This window comes from Winogradskyella pelagia (assembly GCF_017581965.1).
Classification (GTDB): Bacteria; Bacteroidota; Bacteroidia; order Flavobacteriales; family Flavobacteriaceae; genus Winogradskyella; species Winogradskyella pelagia.
Window position 1 is genome coordinate 287,278 of record NZ_JAGEVF010000004.1, and the last position, 19,961, is coordinate 307,238.

Consider the following 19,961-nt stretch of genomic DNA (forward strand, 5'->3'; position numbering starts at 1 on the left):
TATGAAGAAGCTTAGTTTTTTAGATCGCTATCTCACACTTTGGATTTTTCTTGCCATGGCTCTTGGTGTTGCCTTAGGCTATTTGGCCCCTGGCCTACCAAAGATAATTGATTCCCTTAGTTCAGGAACCACTAATATCCCCATTGCCATAGGACTTATTGTAATGATGTATCCGCCATTGGCAAAGGTAGATTATGCCCTACTCCCAAAAGTATTTAAAAACACAAAAATCCTTAGCATCTCCTTAATATTGAATTGGGTCATCGGTCCTATTTTAATGTTTGTACTGGCAATCCTATTTCTTCAGGACTATCCCGAATATATGGTAGGTCTGATTTTAATTGGTCTGGCGCGCTGCATTGCCATGGTATTGGTTTGGAATGATCTGGCCGAAGGCAGTAGCGAATACGGTGCTGGTCTTGTAGCACTAAATAGTATTTTTCAAGTTTTTGCCTATAGTTTCTATGCATGGATTTTCATAACTATACTACCACCCTATTTTGGATTTGAAGGTGCAATAGTTGATATTTCCATCGCTACTATTGCCGAAAGCGTAGCCATATATTTGGGTATTCCATTCCTACTAGGAATAGCAAGTAGATTAATCCTTGTGAAGCTTAAAGGTGAGTCTTGGTATTCCAAAACCTTCATACCGGCAATCTCGCCTTTAACATTAATTGCCTTATTATTTACCATAATTGTTATGTTCTCGCTTAAAGGTGAACTTATTGTAGAAATCCCATTAGATGTGGTTATTATTGCTATACCATTACTAATCTATTTTACGGTAATGTTCATAATCGGATTTTTCTTTACCAAAGCATCAGGCGGTTCATATGATAAAACTGCGGCTGTTGCCTTTACTGCTGCCGGTAATAACTTTGAACTCGCCATAGCGGTGGCAATAGCTGTTTTTGGACTTAACTCTGGACAAGCCTTTGCTGGAGTCATAGGGCCCTTAGTAGAAGTACCTGCACTAATTTTATTGGTTAGGGTATCATTTTGGCTAAGGGATAAATATTTTAAAAAATCAGTTTCGGCAAACCCTTAAAAACTTAAATACATGTACCAATCCCTAAAAGATTATATAGATATACTCGATACCAGCATTATTTCGAATGAACGCAAGTCTATATTAGAGCCGCTCATTGAATACATCCAATCTCAAATGGATAATAATGGTCCTATTAATCTCAATTTAATTTGTACACACAATTCTAGACGTAGTCATTTATCTCAAGTTTGGGCACAAACCTTGGCGTTTTATTATGGCATCCATGACATCCAATGCTATTCGGGAGGTACTGAAGCTACAGCAGTATTTCCAAAAGTTATAGATACATTGATTGAGCAAGGTTTTCAAATCAAAGCCATTTCAGAATGTAGGAATCCGGTCTACGCGATTAAATACGATGAGAATGCTAATGCTATCATTGCATTTTCAAAAAGCTTTGACGATAGTTTTAATGCTCAAAGTAACTTTGCCGCTGTAATGACCTGCAGCCATGCTGACGAAAACTGCCCATTTATACCAGGAGCAAACCAGCGTATTGCCTTAAATTATGAAGACCCAAAGTTGTTTGATGGTACCCCTCAGCAAACTGAAAAATACAAAGAGCGTAGCACACAGATTGCAACAGAAATGAAATACGTATTTTCCGAAATCGCAAAAGATTAACTTGATTGTATCGAATTAAATTCTTTAGATTCTCCATCATCGGGAATCCATACTTTTTTGGTTAGTCCCAGTTTTAAAACCTCATTTTTAAGCTGATGACGCTTTGTTGGACAGTGATTTACAGCCTCCAAATGATTAGCTATGACTATAGAAGGCGCTGTTGTAATGAACCTTAAGATATCATCCATATGCATTAATATAGGCTTGTAAAAGTCTAATTGGGCCGAGCCACAGGCTACCACGGCAATATCAGGATTTAATTCTGTTAAGACCTTATGCACATCTTCTGTGTAAATGGTATCAGAACTTAAATAAATAGAAGGTTCATTTGGTAATTTTATAAAATAACCCATTACATTTCCCATACGTTTAGCTACAGCACCATAGCCATGCACCGCAGGTATACCCTGGATTGTACCTCCTAAAAATGCACTCGTTTTCCAATAATCTACAGATTGGGTAACATTTAAACCTCTTTGGCTCAGCTTATCTTGGTCCTTAATACTAGAAATGACGGGAATCTCTTTTGAGAGTAACAGATCTTCCCCTGCCTTATCCAAATGATCGGGATGTAGATGGGTAACCAAACAATGACTCGTTTTTTCAACCATTGCCAAAGCGTTGACAGGTAAATCAATTATAGGATTTCGTCTCGGTTTGAAACGAATAAAACTAAATGGTGGTGCCGCTTTTCCTTTTGAAGAAAGCATAGGATCTACCAAAATGTGCTTATCACGTGTTTCTATAATTAGCGTGGCATTTCGTAAGTGATGTATCTTCATTATCAAACAAATAAGCACCAGCAAATGTAACCTCAAATTTTCAAAAGTGGTGAGAATTATTTTCAGAGACTGATGGAGAAAAGTAGAGAGTTAATAATTATGGCGAATATTAGACCTGTTTTTTTATTAATACCCATAACCAATATGCTCTTTAACTTCAAGTTTTCCCTTATAATAAACTAATTTTGGTCTGTATCCTTCTTCGACATAATGCTCAGAGCAAATGGTGTCATTCTTAACATAAATACAGATTTTAAACATCCCCTCACCTCTAACATCAAAACCAAAAGAAACTGTTTTAATTTTTTTTAGTTGAGCTGAGCTAACTGATTCTAAAATTCCATTTGCGTGAAAATCAATTTTATTTAGGTCTTGGTTATCAATAACTTGAAGATTAACAATTACATCATCTCCGTTCCCTAAATCTAGACAAGGACTAGTACTTAAACATCCAAACAAAATGAATGGAATACAAATCAATAAAAAGTGTTTTATGCTATTCATTGGTTAATAGTCTCAAAGACAAAGTAGAAATAAAAACATTATTCTTTAGCAGTTACTTGATTCGTATAAAATTAAATTAATTTTTCAACACTTTATCCCTGCAAACAAATGCTTTTTAAAGCAAACGAAGTTACTTACTGAAAGTCACTAAAAACTTCTTGTACTAACTTTCGAATAGATAGCAAGCTCCGTGATTTTTGCATTTCTTTTTAAGTCATTTTGATTTATACTGCGAGCCACTGTAAAGTCAATAATTAAAAGAAAGTTTTCAGAATTATTATGATGAGCTGAGTCAAATAAGTGTATCCAATTTATAAAACGATATATATGAAAATTCAGTAATTGTGAAGATTCTTTTAATCTTGTTAAATTTTGTTTAACCTTAATTAAAAATGATTAAACATTCTTTATCTTTGTTTTATAAATTTGAAATTATGGCTAAGAAAAAATCAATCACAGCTTCAGACTTAATCGGCTTTTACATGGATTATGTATTAATGCACAATCATAAGCCTAAATCTGTTTACGCATTTGCAAAAGACAATAACTTCGAGGAGCAAAAATTCTATGAATTTTTTGGTTCTTCTGATGCACTAGAACAGTCCATATTTAAGGTGTTTTTTGACAACACCGTAAAGGCTTTAGACAAAAGTGGAGACTATCATTCCTTTGATGCCAGAAATAAACTGTTAAGTTTTTACTATACTTTTTTTGAAAACCTAACAGCGAACAGAAGTTATGTTGTTCACGCATTGCACGAGCATAAAAATGGCATGCAATCCCTTAAGGTATTGTCTCATTTAAAGAAAAGTTTTGCCAACTACATCGAGCAACTTGGCATCAAAACTATAGACCTAAAACAAGAGCAATTAGACAAAATTCAAAATAGAGGTCTTAAAGAGTCGGCTTGGTTTCAATTACTAGTGACTATAAAGTTTTGGCTAGATGACACCTCACCATCTTTTGAAAAAACAGATATTTTTATTGAGAAATCGGTTCGTGCTAGTTTTGATTTAATCGATGTTTCACCTCTTAAAAGCATTGTAGACTTTGGCAAGTTTCTGTTTAAGGAAAAAATGCACATGAACTAGATGAAAACCATAGATAGTATACCAATTACTAAAATATCTCGAGCATCAAAACTGGTTTCTACCGGAGCTAAAGTAGGGGTTAATTATATAAAGTATTACGGTGATAAAATGGTGAATTCCAAGGAAGATGCCAAAGAACGCCTCAACCAAAACAATGCCGAAGATATTTACGATAGTTTAAAGAAGCTTAAAGGCAGTGCCCTTAAAGTGGCGCAAATGTTGAGTATGGAGAAAAGTATTCTTCCGCAAGCTTACGTGGAAAAATTCTCGCTGTCACAGTTTTCTGTGCCACCACTGTCTCCTCCATTAGTTATAAAAACATTTAAAAAATATTTTGGGAAACATCCTGAAGATTTATTTGATACTTTCAATGCAACCTCGGTAAATGCTGCTAGTATAGGCCAAGTGCACCTAGCGGAAAAGGATGGGAAAAAATTTGCTGTGAAAATCCAATACCCTGGGGTTGCAGAAAGTATTGCTTCAGATTTAGCATTGGTAAAGCCAATAGCCATTAAGATGTTTAATATCAAAGGAAAAGACTCTGATAAATATTTTAAAGAGGTTGAGAATAAACTTACCGAAGAAACCAATTATTTATTAGAAATAGATCAAAGTAAGGCTGTGGTAGAAGCCTGTGAGCATATACCACACCTTAAATTCCCTAATTACTACGAGGAGTTATCCTCTGAGCGCATTATCACTATGGATTACATGAAAGGTGTGCACCTTTCTGAATTTGTATCACATAATACGGATGAGGCCTTATCCACACAACTCGGTCAGGCCTTGTGGGACTTTTATATGTTCCAAATCCATAAGCTGCGTAAAGTACATGCAGACCCGCATCCTGGAAATTTTTTAATTTCTGACGAAGGTGATTTAATTGCCTTGGACTTTGGTTGCATGAAAGAAATACCAGACGATTTTTATATTCCGTACTTTGAATTAGCCAAAAAAGAAAATATAGAAAATCCTGAAGCCTTTAAACAAAAGCTTTACGAATTGGAGATTTTAAGATCGGACGATACTGCTGACGAAGTGGCCTTCTTCACTGACATGTTCCACGAATTGTTGAGTTTATTCACTCAGCCTTTCCATAGTGAAGTCTTCAATTTCTCAGACCCTGAATTTTTTAACCGTGTGGGTGAAATGGGTCAGCGCTACTCAAAAAGTACCGAATTGAGAAATATGAACGGTAACAGAGGCTCCAAACATTTTATTTATATCAATAGAACATTCTTTGGACTCTATAATTTAATGTTTGACCTTAAGGCGAAGAATATTAAAATAAATAACTTCACAAACTACTAAATGGCAGAATTCAGCAGAGCACATATCAACAAAATGCATCACTTGTATCGCATTAATTTAATTAATAGCTGTACAGGTTATAAATCTGCCAACCTAATTGCAACAAAGGATAATAAAGGCAATAGCAACGTTGCAGTTTTCAGTTCAGTAACACATATTGGCTCCAATCCTGCCCTACTCGGTTTTTTCTTAAGACCAACAACAGTCCTTAGAAATACTTACGAAAATATAAGGGATACAGGACATTATACTATTAATCATATTTTCAGCGATATACTGGAAGACGCACATCATACCTCGGCTAAATACGACAAGGATATTTCTGAGTTTGATATGACTGCACTGTCTGAAGAATATAAAGATGAATTTTCAGCACCTTTCGTCAAAGGATCTCCAATACAAATGGCGATGTCTTACGTTGAGGAATATCCTATAAAAGTTAATAATACCATTTTGGTTATTGGACAAATTGAAAATCTCTACGTCCCAGATGACCTTATCGAAAAAGATGGTTTTATTAATTTATCCAAAGCCCAAATAGCCACTATTAACGGACTTGATGGCTATGCCGTACCTGAATTAAAAACACGATTACATTACCAACGGCCAAAGCCTCATGCAGAAACAACCGATGGCTAATGAAACTTCTCATAACAGGAACCACAGGCTACATCGCCAAACGCTTGGCACTTCAGTTACTTGAAGACGACCATGAATTAGTGTGTTGCGTTCGCGATATGAATCGCATCCCAGACGAAATTGAAGAACATCCCAAATGTTCTTTCATTAAAATAGATTTCCTCAATCCAGAACCCAATAAGATACCTCAAGACATTGATGCCGCTTATTATTTAATACATTCCATGTCTACAGGCTCAGAGGATTTTGAAGATTTAGAACGCCAATGCGCTCTAAACTTTAAAAACTTAGTTGAAACAACTAACTGTAAACAGGTAATTTATCTTAGTGGGATTGTTAATGACAACTCTTTATCTAAACATTTAAAATCCAGGTTACAAGTAGAACAAACCTTAAAATCGAAGGTTTATGGGTTAACAACATTTAGAGCTGGTATCATAGTGGGTAGCGGAAGCGCTTCGTTTGAAATCATAAGAGATATTGTAGAAAAATTACCTTTTATGGTCACTCCAAAATGGCTCAACACCAAAACTCAACCTATTGGCATTCGCGATGTTCTAGCCTATTTGGCAGGCGCCCTAGGACAAAAACCACTTTACGATAGGTCGTATGATATTTTTGGTCCAGAAATATTAACCTATAAAGAATTATTATTACAATTTGCAGAAGTCCGTGGTTTAAAACGGTATATCTATACCCTACCAGTTCTTACCCCTAAGTTATCGAGTTACTGGCTCTATTTTGTGACCTCTACCTCATTTCAATTGGCTCAGGCCTTGGTAGATAGTATGAAGGTAGAAGTTATCGGTAGAGCAAGTGATATCAATGAGTACATCAATGTCCAACCTATGACCTATAAAACAGCTGTAGAATTGGCTTTTCAGAGAATTCAACAAAATTCAGTGATTTCCAGCTGGAAAGATGCCGTAAGCAGCGGTGTTTTTAAGGACCAGCTATCTAAGCATATAGAACTACCGCAATTTGGATGTTTTAAAGATGTGCGGTCCAGAGAGATAATTGACGAAAATTTTACTATAGATCGTATTTGGTCCATTGGCGGCAGAAACGGCTGGTATAGTTTTAACGGCCTTTGGCGTTTACGCGGTTATGTAGATAAACTATTTGGTGGCGTTGGGCTGCGTCGCGGACGCACGCACGATACCTATTTAGAACCTGGAGACCCATTAGATTTTTGGAGGGTTCTTTTTGCAGATAAAGAAGAGAAACGCTTACTGTTATTTGCAGAAATGAAACTTCCTGGAGAAGCTTGGTTAGAATTTAAGATTGTAAAAAACAAATTGTTTCAGCGTGCTGTATTTAGACCAAAAGGCGTTTGGGGACGATTGTACTGGTACATGGTGTTACCATTCCATGCTTTTGTATTTAAAGGGATGCTGAATGCCCTGATTGAACCAAAATGAAAGGTATAAAAAAACAAAATTTACCCACTAAAGTTTGTCCTATTTGCGAAAGACCCTTTACCTGGCGCAAAAAATGGGCAAAAGATTGGGATAATGTAAAATATTGTAGTGAACGATGCAAAAGACAAAAGAAAACAACCACTTAGTGTGGTTTAGAAATGATTTACGGACAAATGATAATGAAGTGCTTTTTGAAGCTTCTAAACAAGCTGACAAAGTCATCGGTGTGTATTGTTTAGACCCTAAACACTTTGAAACCACCACCTATGGCTTTAAAAAAACAGATAAATACAGAGCCCAGTTTTTATTAGAAACACTAGCCGATTTAAAGTTTGAGCTAGAGCAGCTCAATATCGATCTTCTGATATATCATGAGCATCCAGAAACCATCATTCCAGAGGTCTGTAAAACATACAACATTACAGATATTTTTATACAGAAAGAATGGACTCCAGAAGAAATTGATACCGAAGCTTCTGTGAAAAATACCGTATCATCAAACATAAAATGGCATTCTTACTATAATCAATTCCTGTTTCATCCAGCAGACATTAATTTTGAAATCTCCAAAACACCTCAAGTATTTACGGTATTTCGAAAAAAATTAGAGAAATACGTAGGCATCCGAGATGAAGTGTTTGTGAATCAACAACCTCTTGAAAATAGAGTCAGTCATAACACCGAAATTCCTAGCTTACAAGATTTGGGTTTTGAATCATTTAAAAAACACCCAAAAACGGCCTTTCCTTTTAAAGGTGGAGAAAACGAAGCTTTAAATCGGCTTGATGATTATTTCTTTAACACCAAAAAGTTAGGGTTCTACAAGAAAACTAGAAATGGTTTAGTTGGTGTAGATTATAGCTCAAAATTTTCGCCTTGGTTAGCTAATGGTAGCCTATCGGCAAGAACTATCTACTGGAAAGTTAAGGAATTTGAAAAGGAATATTTCAAAAACCAATCGACCTACTGGTTGGTATTTGAGCTCATATGGCGCGACTATTTTAAGTATATATCCTTGAAGCACGGTAACCAAATATTTAAGCTAGAAGGCATTCTGAATAAAGCTTACGACTGGTCAAAAAACCAAGGTTTAATTAACAAATGGATTAATGGTGAAACGCATTCCGACTTTGTCAACGCCAATATGATTGAATTAAAACAAACGGGTTGGATGAGTAATCGTGGCCGCCAAAATGTCGCATCTTATTTCGCTAAAGAATTGAAGCTAGATTGGCGTATTGGTGCAGCTTACTTCGAATCTCAATTACTAGATTATGATGTCCATAGTAATTATGGTAATTGGATGTACGTAGCAGGTGTAGGTAACGATCCAAGAGACCGTAAATTTAATGTGGCCATGCAGGAAGAGCGTTATGATAGTAATGGTCAGTTTAGAAAGCTGTGGCTACAACCTAGTTTATTTTAATGATGAGCAAAACAGACATACATATTATTTTTCCACACCAACTCTTTAGAAGTACTAAAGTTTTAGAACAGGTGGAGCACATATATCTTATTGAGGAATTTTTATTCTTTAAGCACTATAAATTTCATAAGCAAAAGATTGCCTTTCACAGAGCCAGCATGAAGGCTTACCAGGCGTATCTCGAGTCCAAAGGTAAAACCGTTACATATATTGAGGCGATTGATAAATTAGCAGATGTAAGAGAATTACTTCCTCAATTAGCAACAGACGCAATTGAAACCCTTCATATCATTGATCCGACGGATAACTGGCTAGAAAAACATATTAGGCAATCATGTGATGGTTTACAAATTGAATGGTACGAGAATCCTTTATTTATTAATTCTAAAAAAGAGTTGAGTTCTTTCTTTAAACCCAATAAAAAGAAATTTTTTCAAACATCTTTCTATAAAAAGGAACGAAAAAACAGAGATATTTTAATGATTTCTGGCGAACCAGAAGGGGGGAAATTGACCTACGACTCCGATAACAGAAAAAAATACCCTAAAGGTAAAACACCACCTACGATTCATTTTCCAGACAAGTCGACGTATCACCAAGAAGCTCAAGACTATGTGTTGCACAATTTCGGCGACCACTATGGTGAACTAAACGATTTTGTCGTCTATCCTATTGATTTTAAATCGGCAGACTCCTGGCTAGAGCAATTCTTTAATCAGCGGTTTCACGAATTTGGTCCGTATGAAGATGCTATTGTTAAAGAAGAACATTTTCTAAATCACAGCCTACTATCGCCTTTAATTAATGTGGGATTATTAAACCCTGCTGATGTTATTGAAAAAGCTATCACCTATGCTAAAAACAATGACGTCCCTTTAAATTCAACCGAAGGATTTGTTCGTCAAATTTTGGGATGGCGTGAGTTTATTAGAGGTGTTTACGAGGTAAAAGGATGTGAAGAACGTACTAGAAACTTCTGGAATTTTAAGCGTAAAATCCCAATCGCCTTTTACGATGGCTCCACAGGCATACAGCCAGTTGATGACGTCATTAAAAAAGTATTGAAAACCGGTTACGCACACCACATTGAACGCCTAATGATTCTAGGCAATTTTATGGTCTTATGTGAATTTGACCCAGACGATGTATACCAATGGTTTATGGAATTATTTATAGATGCCTATGATTGGGTCATGGTACCTAATGTATATGGCATGAGCTTATTTGCCGATGGCGGATTAATGTCTACCAAGCCTTACATCAGTAGCAGTAATTACGTAAAAAAAATGAGCAATTATGGTAAAGGTGATTGGGAAGCTACTTGGGATGGCTTGTTTTGGACCTTTATGGACAAACACCGCGACTTCTTCTCTGGCAATCCACGTTTAGGTATGCTTTTGGGCAGTTTAAACCGAATGAACCAAGAGACTAAAGAACAACATTTTACTAATGCAGAAAAATTTTTCAACGCCCTAGATAATGCCTGATAGAACCTCAATTAATGTGGTATGGCTTAAAAGAGACCTTAGGTTAGAAGATAATGAAGCCATATACAACGCCCTAAAAACTGACCGTAAAACAATATTGCTCTATGTATTTGAGCCATTGCTGTTAAACGATGAGCATTACAGTGAACGCCATTTTAATTTTATCAGAGAATCCCTTCGGGATATGAATAAAAGACTTGCGGATTTTGATACTAAGGTATTATCGGTGACCAATGACTTAGCCACAGCTTTAAATCAAATTCAGGATTTTTATAGAATCCACACTGTATTTTCTCATGTAGAAACAGGCCTTTTGATCACCTATAATAGAGATAAAGAATTTAAACGGTATTGCCGAAATAACTTTATTCAATGGGTGGAAAACAAAAACAATGGCGTTGAGCGCGGCTTAGTAAATAGAGATAATTGGTTCGAAAATTGGGAGGATTACATGAGCCAAGACCTAATATCTTTTAAAGCAGAACCAGAGCAATTCTTAAATTTAGAAGCTATTGCAGACTTAGAGACTGTACTAACACAAACAGATTTAAGCACACCAACGGACACACCGTTTCAAAAAGGCGGCAGTACTAAGGGCTGGAAATATGCCAATTCATTTTTTGAAAACCGGCATACAGATTATATGTTCAATATTTCTAAGCCCGAAGCGTCAAGAACCAGCTGCAGTCGATTATCGCCCTACATTTCTTGGGGGAATCTATCCATACGCCAAGTATTTCAAAAAGGACAGGAGGTTAAACAGCAAAGTAAAGACCGTAGGCATATTAGTGCATTCTTATCTCGATTGCGTTGGCAGGCTCATTTCATTCAAAAATTTGAAATGGAACATACTATGGAACAAGCCAGTGTAAATAAAGGCTATCACAAGCTCAAAAAGAGCATTTCTGAAAGTTACCAAAAAGCGTGGCAAGAAGGCCAAACCGGATTTCCTCTAGTAGATGCAAGTATGCGCTGTTTACTAGAAACTGGTTATGTTAACTTTAGGATGCGTGCTATGCTAGTGTCATTTTTCACACATATTTTGTGGCAACCCTGGCAAGCTGCTTCTGCCCATTTATCACAACAGTTTTTAGATTTTGAACCAGGCATCCATTTTCCCCAACTACAAATGCAGGCGGGAGAAACAGGTATTAATAATTTAAGAATTTACAATCCTACAACCAATAGCTTAAAGCACGATCCTGATGCTGTTTTTATTAGAAAATGGGTTCCAGAATTGGCCAAACTCGACACGCCATTTGTACACGAACCATATCTAATGACAGAACTAGAACAAGGCCTCTACAACTTTAAATTAGGTGAAGATTATCCAGAACCTATTGTAGACATCAAAGAAAATAGGAAACGTGCCAGCGATATCCTATGGAACATGAAAGATGACCCAGATGTCAGAAATGAAAGTATTCGTATCTTAAAACGACATACCCTTAGAGATAGAAATCGAATGCTTAAATCCGATTGATTTTAAGAGTAGTTGCACTCTTTTTCCTACAATCATAATTCTCTGTTAATTTTTGTTCAACTTTTAATTGAAAAGGTTAAACAATTGTATATTTACATAGTAATGATACTGAATACAACATATCACAATAAAGAACATAAACAAATCATAGAAGATTTGATAGGCGCTCCTTTTTCTTTGGTACAGAAATTGAAGATGAATGGTGTAGGCTCTAAACGTATGATTGTAGACGAAGTAAGTCCGAATATGCAATCAATGATGAATGTTGTATCTGATATCAATTACGCGAATATAGAATTACGCCCAAAAGGTATTATGATAATGGTAACGAAAGGGCACAAAAATTTTACATGGATTATTCCTTACTACCAGCTTGTTATTTACAAGGTCAATGGTTCGAGTATCCATGCGCAAGGAAGATACATTCACTTTAAGGATAATAAGACGTTTAAAGAGAATAAAAAGTTCTTCGATAAAATGCTAAATGAGAAAGTGAAGTACGATATGCACTATGCAATGCCTGGTCAACTATGAATTTGAGTATTGAAGAGAAAGACCGTATTATAGAAATGGCCTGGGAAGACCGTACGCCTTTTGATGCGATTACATTTCAATTTGGTTTAAAAGAGCAAGAGGTGATTGAACTGATGCGACGAGAAATGAAACCGAGCAGTTTCAGAATGTGGAGACAGCGTGTACAAGGAAGAGCAACTAAACATAGTAAAAAACGAAATTTTGACGAAGGCAGATTTAAATGCTCAAGACAAAAATCAATTTCAAATAACTCTATATCAAAACGATAAACCGTGCTTTGATTTAAGCTTGGAGTACTTAAAGACAGCACATAAAAAAGATTCTATGAAAACTGAAACACTTACAAAAAAGAATGGTCACAAACTAAATGGATTCTCCATTGACGACATTGGTGATGACCACTTATTCACAAGCTTAGACACACCAATGAAAGCTAATGCTTTTGATATGTCTAATGAAGAAAAGAAAGAGCGTATCTCCATATTATTTAGAGAAATCATGGACGTTTTAGGTCTCGATTTAACTGATGATTCCCTTCAAGGAACCCCAGACCGGGTTGCCAAAATGTACATTGAAGAAATTTTCTCAGGACTAGATCCTAGAAACAAACCAAAAGTGGCTTTGTTTGACAATAAGTATCAATATAATCAGATGCTTGTAGAGAAAGACATAACGTTCTATTCAAATTGCGAACATCACTTTGTACCTATTATCGGAAAGGCGCACGTTGCCTATATATCATCTGGTAAGGTTATTGGATTGTCTAAATTGAATAGAATTGTTCAATACTATGCAAAACGACCACAAGTACAAGAACGACTAACACAGCAAATAGCGCATGAGCTAAAAACAGTATTAGGAACTGAGGATATTGCCGTTATCATTGATGCCAAGCATTTATGTGTGTCTTCGAGAGGCGTTAAAGATGATACTTCTGCAACGGTTACAACTTACTATGGTGGAGCTTTTAATACACCTGAAAAAATAAATGAATTGCAAAACTATATAAAGAATTAAGTTATGGATATTATAGAAAAAGCAGTTGAATTTGAAAACAGGAAATTTAAATTCAAAACAACAAGTGACAGAATCTTGGCGGCAAGAGAAGCTAAGGATTTAATTTTAGGCGTAAACGAAGTTTACAAGCAGAAAAAAGACGCTAAACTTATGGAATTAATGAAGCGACTAACTGTTATAAAACAAAAAATTGAAAAACGTTTAAAGGGAAGACCTTTAACGGCAGCATAATTTATGAAAAACATAATCGTAATTGGGGGAAGCAAAGGTATTGGCAATGCCATAGTCTCATCTTTGCTTTCGTCGCATAAAGTAACAAATATTAGTAGAACTTCACCAGAGCAAGAGCATGCTAATTTAACACATATCAGTTGCGATGTGGTTAATGATGAACTACCAGACATTGCAGAAGCTGATGGTTTAGTCTATTGCCCTGGCAGCATAAATTTAAAGCCTATTAATAGATTAAATATTGAGGATTTTAAGAATGATTTTGAAATTAATGTCCTTGGTGCTGTAAAAGCAGTACAAAAGTATTTGCCCCAACTAAAAAATGGCAATAAGCCTTCTGTAGTTTTATTTAGTACGGTAGCCTCTAAATTAGGCATGCCATTTCATGCAAGTGTAGCCGCGTCTAAATCTGCAGTTGAAGGATTAACCAAGTCATTAGGTGCCGAATTAGCACCAACAATACGTGTTAATGCCATTGCGCCCACTGTAACCGATACAGATTTGGCATCTAAACTATTGCGAAATGACCGTATGATTGAAAACATGAAAGAACGCCATCCTTTGAAAAAGTATTTACAACCAACCGAAGTAGCGGATATGGCTGAATTTTTGTTGTCGGACAAAGCTGCGTCCTTATCAGGACAAGTATTTGAAATGGATTGTGGTATAGTAAGTTTTAAAATCTAGTTGATATGAATCCATTAAAAGCTTTTGTTGGTACCTTAACGGCAACAGATAAAACTATTAAACAGAATGCGTCAGAATCTATATATACTATTGCTATTAATACTTTACAAGGTCATCCAATTGATTTATCGGAATTCAAAGGAAGAAAAATCCTATTTGTAAATGTAGCATCCAAGTGTGGTTTTACACCGCAGTATAAAGAATTACAAGAACTGTATAACACCTATAAGGACCAGCTTGTTGTTATAGGTGTGCCTTGTAACCAATTCGGGAGTCAAGAACCTGGTACATCAAATGAAATACAAGAATTCTGTGACGTTAATTACGGTGTGTCTTTCTTAATTACCGAGAAAATTGATGTTAAGGGCAACAGCCAACATCCCTTGTATACTTGGCTTACAAAAAAAGCAATAAACGGTAAACAGAACTCATCGGTTAAATGGAATTTTCAGAAATATCTTGTTGATGAAAATGGAGAGTTTTTAGATTACTTCTTCTCTATTACAAAACCTATGAATTCACGTATCACATCTTATTTGAAATAATATATTATGTTCGGACTTTTTAAAAAGACATCAGAATTAGATAAATTGCAAAAGCAATACGAGAAACTTATGGCAGACTGGCATAAACTTTCAACAACTAACAGAGCAGAAAGTGATAAAAAATATGCTGAAGCCGAAAAAGTATTGGCTAAAATTGATGAGCTAAAAGCAAAGTCTTGACCTTATCATAGCTTATTATGTATTGAGTGGCAAGAATACTCATTTTATGAGTTAATGGCTTTTTTATTATTAAGCTACAATAGACTTAACTTCCGGTGAATTGAAAAAAGTTTACTATTTCATCTTATTTCTTCTAATCAATTTCGGTGGATTAGCTATCGGAAATTGGTTTATGGGTGACGGCTCTACCTCTGATTGGTATATTCGTTTAAATAAAGCACCTTGGACACCACCTGGTTGGGTTTTTGGTGTGGTTTGGTCTTTTATAATGCTTTGTTTCTCTTGGTACTTGGCCGAATTGTTTCATAATAGGGCTTCGCGTTTTTTATGGTTACTCTATGGATTCCAATTTGTTTTAAACGTCAGTTGGAACTGGATTTTCTTCAAGCAGCAAATGGTAACGTATAGCCTTATTGGCATTACCTTATTAACCTTGGTGATATTATACTACTTTATTACTTTTAGAAATGACCGATTAAAATATGCCAAATACCTGCTTTTGCCCTACTTAGCCTGGCTATGTATTGCGACATCACTTAATGCTTACATTGTTTTCAATAATTAATCTTTTGCTATTTTGAAGATTTACACTTTACATAAAACACAGAAATTACCCATCTCATTAGACGAGGCATGGGATTTCTTGTGCAATCCTGCCAACTTATCCAAGTTAACGCCATCAGAAATGAACATGACTATAATTTCTGGTGCAGACCGACCGATGTATGCTGGGCAGGTATTGCAATATAGCGTAACACCACTCCCTGGATTTAAAACAAAATGGGTAAGTGAAATTACACAATACGAGCACAAAAAATATTTTGTGGACGACCAGTTATACGGTCCTTATGCTTTTTGGCATCATAAGCATTTTGTACATGAAATTGAAGGCGGTGTAGAAATGGAAGATATTATTGATTATAAAGTACCGTTTGGGGTTCTCGGTCAATTAGTTCACCCTTTTCTGGTAAAACCAAAACTAGATGCTATTTTTCAATATCGTAAAGAACAAATGGAGGCTATATTTGGCTCCTATAACAATTCCTAATTTGAATTTTATTTTATAATGAATCAACCTATATCTATTTTTTGGTTTAGACGAGATTTACGTTTAGATGATAATGTTGGCTTTTTTGAAGCGCTAAAAAGTGAATATCCTGTAATGCCAATATTTATTTTTGATACCGAAATATTGGATGAACTACCAAAAGATGATGCACGATTGACCTTTATTTTTGATACCCTTCAGAATATGAGGCAAACGCTTCAAGATGAAAATAATAGCAGTATAGCTATGTATCACGGGAAACCAAAAGACATTTTTGAGCAACTTGTCAAAGACCACAAAATCTACTCGGTTTATACTAACCACGATTATGAGCCCTATGCCAGAGATCGTGACGCCTCTATTAAATCATATTTAGAATCAAAGGATATAGCATTCCACGCCTTTAAAGATCAAGTTATTTTTGAAAAAGACGACGTGGTTAAAAAGGATGGAAACCCTTATGTGGTTTATACACCTTATATGCGCACTTGGAAAGAAAAATTTAAAACTATTGACCTTAATATCTATTACACCAATTCGTATCTAGAGAATCTTGTTCAACATACAAGATTGCCTAATCTCAGCTTAACAGACATTGGTTTTGAGCGCTCTAATCAACTCGTTAAGCCATATGATGTAACACCGACACTTATTCAGGAGTATGAAGAAACCCGAAACTTTCCGGCAAAGGAGGCTACATCTAGGCTTGGACCACATTTGCGTTTTGGAACTGTAAGTGTACGCAAAATGATGAAAAAAGCCATTAATGAAGATAATGAGACCTTCTGGAAAGAATTGATTTGGCGCGAGTTCTTTATGCAAATCTTGTGGCATTTTCCTCATACAAAGGATAGAGCCTTTAAATCTAAATATGACCGCATTGAGTGGAGAAACGATGAAGGTGAATTTAAAAAATGGTGCGAAGGTAAAACAGGTTACCCCTTAGTGGACGCAGGTATGCGTCAACTTAACGAAACGGGTTTTATGCACAATCGCGTTCGTATGTTAGTTGGAAGTTTTCTCTGTAAGCATTTATTAATCGATTGGCGCTGGGGAGAAGCCTATTTTGCAGAAAAACTCCACGATTATGAAATGGCTAGTAATGTTGGAAATTGGCAATGGGTTGCTGGTTCTGGTGTTGATGCTGCACCGTATTTTAGAATTTTTAATCCTACATCGCAAATCAAAAAATTTGATAAAGACCTAGAGTATATTAAAAAATGGGTTCCAGATTTTCAAGAATTAACCTACCCAGAACCTATGGTTGACCATAAAATGGCTAGAGAACGTTGTTTAGCGACCTATAAATCTGCTCTCAATTAATTTTAACATCTATACAATAAACTGATAGTTTAACCGTTACGGTAACAGACACCAGAGTCTAAAACGAAATAACCATTTCAAAAAACAATTTAAAAAGTCCTGATTTTCAGGACTTTTTTCATTGAAGGTCTTAGCTCTAATTACCTTCTAAGCGTTCAATTTTAGCACCAATTGCTCTTAAACGCTCATCAATATTTTCGTAACCTCTATCAATTTGCTCGATATTATGAATTACCGAGGTTCCTTTTGCAGAAAGTGCTGCAATTAATAGGGATATCCCAGCTCTAATATCTGGAGACGTCATGGTTGTAGCTTTTAACTGAGACCTAAAGTCGTGGCCTATAACCGTTGCTCTGTGCGGATCACACAAAATAATTTTAGCGCCCATATCTATAAGCTTATCTACAAAAAATAGACGGCTTTCAAACATTTTTTGATGCACCAGTACTTCTCCTCTTGCTTGCGTGGCTATAACCAAAACTATACTCAATAAATCTGGAGTGAAACCAGGCCATGGTGCATCTGCAATAGTTAAAATAGAGCCGTCAATAAATTTCTGGATTTGATATCCATCTGTATGTGCAGGAATATATATATCATCACCGTGCTGCTCTACTCTTATGCCTAAACGTCTAAACACATTTGGGATTTGTCCTAAATCATTCCAACTAACGTCTTTTATGGTAAGCTCACTTTTTGTCATCGCGGCTAGGCCAATCCAACTACCAATTTCTATCATATCTGGTAGCATGGTATGCTCTGTACCCTTTAAACTGTCAACACCTTCTATAATTAGCATATTAGAACCAATACCAGAAATTTTGGCTCCCATTCTGTTTAGCATTTTACACAACTGCTGCAGGTAAGGCTCACAAGCCGCATTGTATACCGTTGTTGTGCCTTCTGCTAATACGGCCGCCATTACGATATTAGCAGTACCGGTAACGGAAGCTTCATCTAGCAGCATATAGGTGCCTTTCAATTTTTCTGCTTCAACACCATAGAAATGATCTTCTCTGTTGTACCTGAATTTGGCTCCGAGATTTATAAAGCCTTCAAAATGAGTGTCTAAACGACGTCTGCCTATTTTATCACCTCCTGGTTTGGGAATATATCCACGACCAAATCTTGCTAATAGTGGACCGACAATCATAATAGATCCCCTGAGACCACCACCTTCAATTTTAAAGGCCTCTGATTCCAGATAATTTAGATTAACCTCATCCGCTGTAAAACTATACGTATTAGGTCCTAGTTTTTCAACCTTTACCCCTAAATTAGAAAGTAGTTTTATAAGCTTATTAACATCTACAATATCTGGAATATTGTGAATTTTTACAGGTTCTGCAGTTAATAATACTGCACATAAAATCTGTAAGGCCTCATTTTTTGCACCTTGAGGCTTGATGGCTCCTTGTAATTTATGTCCACCTTCAATTCTAAATGTTCCCATAGAACCTAATAACGCTTTCTATTGCTAGAATATTTCTTTTTTGATTTTTTTGCGCCGCCTTTTCCTCCATATTTGGATTTTGTGCGCAAAAGACTCGTTGAATCCGTTAAGTCTTCTTCACTACCCTTTAAATCTATCTTACCGTCAGACAACTCAAACAAATGATTAAAGATTACTGAGTCTTCAACGGTATCCTTATTCCAGTTGAGATAACACTTCTTCATATGGTTTGCTATAGTGTAAACCAAAGCTTCTTTCATCTCGCCCTCTTCCCAGGTACAAGCAACATCGATCATGGTTTTTATATTATTACCATAAAATCTGTATTTAGGATGGTTTTGTGGATATTTTAATGGATCTGGCCTAGAGGTTAACTCCTCTTCGGAAGGTTTTGGATATGGCGAATCCGCATCGAGTTCAAAATTAGACATTATAAAAAGCTGGTCCCATAGCTTGTGCTGAAAATCTGGCACATCTCTTAGATGTGGCTGTAGATTTCCCATTACCGAAATAATGGCTTTTGCTAATTTGTTTCGCTCTTCTTTAGTTTCTTTTGATTTGGCATAATTGATCATCTTTTGAAGATGACGGCCATATTCTGGGATAATTAAATGCTCCCGCTCCGTGTTGTATTCTAAATCGTTTGTCAAAATGGTAAAAATGTGTAGTCTGTAATTATTAACCCGTAGTATTTAGGTTTAGCCGCAAAGTACAAAAAAATATGAACCTTAGTGCAAGATTTAAAGAGAAATTACTCCTTCGATTTTAATGGCAACTTCTTTATACTTAGCGATAACCGCATCTGGATTTTTCATACGCACGTTTATAGAAACGCTTGTGTATTTCCCGTTTTTAGAAGCCCTAGTGGTTATTACCGCTCCCTGATGATTAAACAAGGACTTAAGCTTCTCTATTTTTGAAGTTTCCGTAATTACAATAAACTTATATAGATATTCGGATGGCCAAAGTGCCGTATCCTGCAATTGCGTCTTTAACTTTAAGTAAAATTCTTCAGATTTACTATCCTCGCTCATAGTTCTGTTTTTGGAATGCAAAGATACATCTTAGTTATCACTTTTCAGTCTTATAAATAATCCCGATTTTTGCACTTTAAATTCAAT

At 35.9% G+C, this 19,961-nt stretch carries 25 protein-coding genes; 20 read left to right on the plus strand and 5 right to left on the minus strand.

Translation table 11 applies throughout. The features are described 5' to 3' along the window. Position 1: 1 nt before the first annotated feature. Entirely contained in the window at positions 2-1,051 is a 1,050-nt protein-coding gene (arsB, locus tag J4050_RS07335; protein WP_208153815.1) for an ACR3 family arsenite efflux transporter, read from the plus strand. A 12-nt stretch (positions 1,052-1,063) separates the two neighbouring features. Further along, positions 1,064-1,678 (plus strand): arsenate reductase/protein-tyrosine-phosphatase family protein, encoded by a 615-nt coding sequence (locus tag J4050_RS07340; protein WP_208153817.1) that lies wholly within the window; start codon positions 1,064-1,066, stop codon positions 1,676-1,678. Here J4050_RS07340 and J4050_RS07345 read toward each other — a convergent pair. Then, a complete protein-coding gene (locus tag J4050_RS07345; protein ID WP_208153819.1) occupies positions 1,675-2,460 on the minus strand; it encodes an MBL fold metallo-hydrolase in 786 nt (261 codons plus the stop codon). The genes J4050_RS07340 and J4050_RS07345 overlap by 4 nt on opposite strands. 126 nt (positions 2,461-2,586) lie before the next feature. Beyond that, complete coding sequence (locus J4050_RS07350) at positions 2,587-2,964, minus strand: hypothetical protein (protein ID WP_208153821.1); 378 nt, start codon at positions 2,962-2,964, stop codon at positions 2,587-2,589. Positions 2,965-3,398: 434 nt separating this feature from the next. On the opposite strand from J4050_RS07350, the gene J4050_RS07355 reads away from it, so the two are divergent. The 18 genes from J4050_RS07355 to J4050_RS07440 all read left to right on the plus strand — a co-directional run bounded on the left by J4050_RS07355 (position 3,399) and on the right by J4050_RS07440 (position 17,387). Beyond that, positions 3,399-4,055, plus strand: a complete 657-nt coding sequence (locus J4050_RS07355; protein WP_208153823.1) for a TetR family transcriptional regulator C-terminal domain-containing protein — start codon at positions 3,399-3,401, stop codon at positions 4,053-4,055. Then, positions 4,056-5,366, plus strand: coding sequence for an ABC1 kinase family protein (locus J4050_RS07360; protein WP_208153825.1), 1,311 nt, complete (start codon positions 4,056-4,058; stop codon positions 5,364-5,366). Continuing rightward, a complete protein-coding gene (locus tag J4050_RS07365; RefSeq protein ID WP_208153827.1) occupies positions 5,367-6,005 on the plus strand; it encodes a flavin reductase family protein in 639 nt (212 codons plus the stop codon). It begins immediately after the preceding gene. After that, entirely contained in the window at positions 6,005-7,426 is a 1,422-nt protein-coding gene (locus J4050_RS07370) for an SDR family oxidoreductase (RefSeq protein WP_208153829.1), read from the plus strand. The genes J4050_RS07365 and J4050_RS07370 overlap by 1 nt, the downstream gene beginning before the upstream one ends. A 5-nt stretch (positions 7,427-7,431) precedes the next feature. Further along, positions 7,432-7,572, plus strand: coding sequence for a DUF2256 domain-containing protein (locus tag J4050_RS07375; protein ID WP_438874713.1), 141 nt, complete (start codon positions 7,432-7,434; stop codon positions 7,570-7,572). Continuing rightward, the gene (locus J4050_RS07380) at positions 7,542-8,852 is read left to right on the plus strand and encodes a DASH family cryptochrome (protein WP_208153833.1); all 1,311 of its coding nucleotides are present in this window, start codon (positions 7,542-7,544) and stop codon (positions 8,850-8,852) included. Before J4050_RS07375 ends, J4050_RS07380 begins: the two co-directional genes overlap by 31 nt. Next, a complete protein-coding gene (locus J4050_RS07385; protein ID WP_347879106.1) occupies positions 8,852-10,339 on the plus strand; it encodes a cryptochrome/photolyase family protein in 1,488 nt (495 codons plus the stop codon). The genes J4050_RS07380 and J4050_RS07385 overlap by 1 nt, the downstream gene beginning before the upstream one ends. After that, positions 10,332-11,822 carry a cryptochrome/deoxyribodipyrimidine photo-lyase family protein gene (locus J4050_RS07390; protein WP_208153835.1) on the plus strand — a complete coding sequence of 497 codons (1,491 nt, stop codon included), beginning with the start codon at positions 10,332-10,334 and terminating at the stop codon, positions 11,820-11,822. The genes J4050_RS07385 and J4050_RS07390 overlap by 8 nt, the downstream gene beginning before the upstream one ends. A gap of 102 nt (positions 11,823-11,924) precedes the next feature. Next, positions 11,925-12,356, plus strand: a complete 432-nt coding sequence (locus tag J4050_RS07395) for a hypothetical protein (protein ID WP_208153837.1) — start codon at positions 11,925-11,927, stop codon at positions 12,354-12,356. Beyond that, positions 12,353-12,625 carry a TIGR03643 family protein gene (locus J4050_RS07400; protein WP_208153839.1) on the plus strand — a complete coding sequence of 91 codons (273 nt, stop codon included), beginning with the start codon at positions 12,353-12,355 and terminating at the stop codon, positions 12,623-12,625. The genes J4050_RS07395 and J4050_RS07400 overlap by 4 nt, the downstream gene beginning before the upstream one ends. Positions 12,626-12,680: 55 nt before the next feature. Then, positions 12,681-13,373: a GTP cyclohydrolase I FolE gene (folE, locus tag J4050_RS07405; RefSeq protein WP_208153841.1), complete on the plus strand. Its 693-nt coding sequence runs from the start codon at positions 12,681-12,683 to the stop codon at positions 13,371-13,373. Positions 13,374-13,376: 3 nt separating this feature from the next. Beyond that, positions 13,377-13,604 carry a hypothetical protein gene (locus J4050_RS07410; protein ID WP_208153843.1) on the plus strand — a complete coding sequence of 76 codons (228 nt, stop codon included), beginning with the start codon at positions 13,377-13,379 and terminating at the stop codon, positions 13,602-13,604. Between the two features lie 3 nt (positions 13,605-13,607). Then, complete coding sequence (locus J4050_RS07415; protein WP_208153845.1) at positions 13,608-14,291, plus strand: SDR family NAD(P)-dependent oxidoreductase; 684 nt, start codon at positions 13,608-13,610, stop codon at positions 14,289-14,291. Positions 14,292-14,296: 5 nt separating this feature from the next. After that, entirely contained in the window at positions 14,297-14,836 is a 540-nt protein-coding gene (locus tag J4050_RS07420; protein WP_208153847.1) for a glutathione peroxidase, read from the plus strand. A 6-nt stretch (positions 14,837-14,842) separates the two neighbouring features. Continuing rightward, on the plus strand, positions 14,843-15,016 hold the full coding sequence (locus J4050_RS07425) for a Lacal_2735 family protein (protein WP_208153849.1): 174 nt from the start codon (positions 14,843-14,845) through the stop codon (positions 15,014-15,016). A 100-nt stretch (positions 15,017-15,116) separates the two neighbouring features. Further along, positions 15,117-15,581, plus strand: coding sequence for a TspO/MBR family protein (locus J4050_RS07430; protein ID WP_208153851.1), 465 nt, complete (start codon positions 15,117-15,119; stop codon positions 15,579-15,581). Between the two features lie 12 nt (positions 15,582-15,593). Beyond that, complete coding sequence (locus tag J4050_RS07435) at positions 15,594-16,064, plus strand: SRPBCC family protein (RefSeq protein ID WP_208153853.1); 471 nt, start codon at positions 15,594-15,596, stop codon at positions 16,062-16,064. An 18-nt stretch (positions 16,065-16,082) separates the two neighbouring features. Then, positions 16,083-17,387, plus strand: coding sequence for a cryptochrome/photolyase family protein (locus J4050_RS07440; RefSeq protein WP_208153855.1), 1,305 nt, complete (start codon positions 16,083-16,085; stop codon positions 17,385-17,387). A 136-nt stretch (positions 17,388-17,523) separates the two neighbouring features. Here the strand turns inward: J4050_RS07440 and murA are convergent, their stop codons facing one another. From murA to J4050_RS07455, 3 genes are all read right to left on the minus strand, one after another. Then, complete coding sequence (gene murA / locus J4050_RS07445) at positions 17,524-18,840, minus strand: UDP-N-acetylglucosamine 1-carboxyvinyltransferase (protein WP_208153856.1); 1,317 nt, start codon at positions 18,838-18,840, stop codon at positions 17,524-17,526. Between the two features lie 5 nt (positions 18,841-18,845). After that, on the minus strand, positions 18,846-19,490 hold the full coding sequence (locus J4050_RS07450) for a DUF4290 domain-containing protein (RefSeq protein ID WP_208153859.1): 645 nt from the start codon (positions 19,488-19,490) through the stop codon (positions 18,846-18,848). A 90-nt stretch (positions 19,491-19,580) separates the two neighbouring features. Then, positions 19,581-19,874, minus strand: a complete 294-nt coding sequence (locus J4050_RS07455; RefSeq protein ID WP_208153861.1) for a DUF493 family protein — start codon at positions 19,872-19,874, stop codon at positions 19,581-19,583. Positions 19,875-19,961 lie beyond the last annotated feature (87 nt).

Bases quoted from the DNA above. Each gene is read 5' to 3' on its own strand.
- arsB (WP_208153815.1), top strand. From the start codon at position 2: ATGAAGAAGCTTAGTTTTTTAGATCGCTATCTCACACTTTGGATTTTT.
- J4050_RS07340 (WP_208153817.1), top strand. From the start codon at position 1,064: ATGTACCAATCCCTAAAAGATTATATAGATATACTCGATACCAGCATT.
- J4050_RS07345 (WP_208153819.1), bottom strand. From the start codon at position 2,460: ATGAAGATACATCACTTACGAAATGCCACGCTAATTATAGAAACACGT.
- J4050_RS07350 (WP_208153821.1), bottom strand. From the start codon at position 2,964: ATGAATAGCATAAAACACTTTTTATTGATTTGTATTCCATTCATTTTG.
- J4050_RS07355 (WP_208153823.1), top strand. From the start codon at position 3,399: ATGGCTAAGAAAAAATCAATCACAGCTTCAGACTTAATCGGCTTTTAC.
- J4050_RS07360 (WP_208153825.1), top strand. From the start codon at position 4,056: ATGAAAACCATAGATAGTATACCAATTACTAAAATATCTCGAGCATCA.
- J4050_RS07365 (WP_208153827.1), top strand. From the start codon at position 5,367: ATGGCAGAATTCAGCAGAGCACATATCAACAAAATGCATCACTTGTAT.
- J4050_RS07370 (WP_208153829.1), top strand. From the start codon at position 6,005: ATGAAACTTCTCATAACAGGAACCACAGGCTACATCGCCAAACGCTTG.
- J4050_RS07380 (WP_208153833.1), top strand. From the start codon at position 7,542: ATGCAAAAGACAAAAGAAAACAACCACTTAGTGTGGTTTAGAAATGAT.
- J4050_RS07385 (WP_347879106.1), top strand. From the start codon at position 8,852: ATGATGAGCAAAACAGACATACATATTATTTTTCCACACCAACTCTTT.
- J4050_RS07390 (WP_208153835.1), top strand. From the start codon at position 10,332: ATGCCTGATAGAACCTCAATTAATGTGGTATGGCTTAAAAGAGACCTT.
- J4050_RS07395 (WP_208153837.1), top strand. From the start codon at position 11,925: ATGATACTGAATACAACATATCACAATAAAGAACATAAACAAATCATA.
- J4050_RS07400 (WP_208153839.1), top strand. From the start codon at position 12,353: ATGAATTTGAGTATTGAAGAGAAAGACCGTATTATAGAAATGGCCTGG.
- folE (WP_208153841.1), top strand. From the start codon at position 12,681: ATGAAAACTGAAACACTTACAAAAAAGAATGGTCACAAACTAAATGGA.
- J4050_RS07410 (WP_208153843.1), top strand. From the start codon at position 13,377: ATGGATATTATAGAAAAAGCAGTTGAATTTGAAAACAGGAAATTTAAA.
- J4050_RS07415 (WP_208153845.1), top strand. From the start codon at position 13,608: ATGAAAAACATAATCGTAATTGGGGGAAGCAAAGGTATTGGCAATGCC.
- J4050_RS07420 (WP_208153847.1), top strand. From the start codon at position 14,297: ATGAATCCATTAAAAGCTTTTGTTGGTACCTTAACGGCAACAGATAAA.
- J4050_RS07425 (WP_208153849.1), top strand. From the start codon at position 14,843: ATGTTCGGACTTTTTAAAAAGACATCAGAATTAGATAAATTGCAAAAG.
- J4050_RS07440 (WP_208153855.1), top strand. From the start codon at position 16,083: ATGAATCAACCTATATCTATTTTTTGGTTTAGACGAGATTTACGTTTA.
- murA (WP_208153856.1), bottom strand. From the start codon at position 18,840: ATGGGAACATTTAGAATTGAAGGTGGACATAAATTACAAGGAGCCATC.
- J4050_RS07455 (WP_208153861.1), bottom strand. From the start codon at position 19,874: ATGAGCGAGGATAGTAAATCTGAAGAATTTTACTTAAAGTTAAAGACG.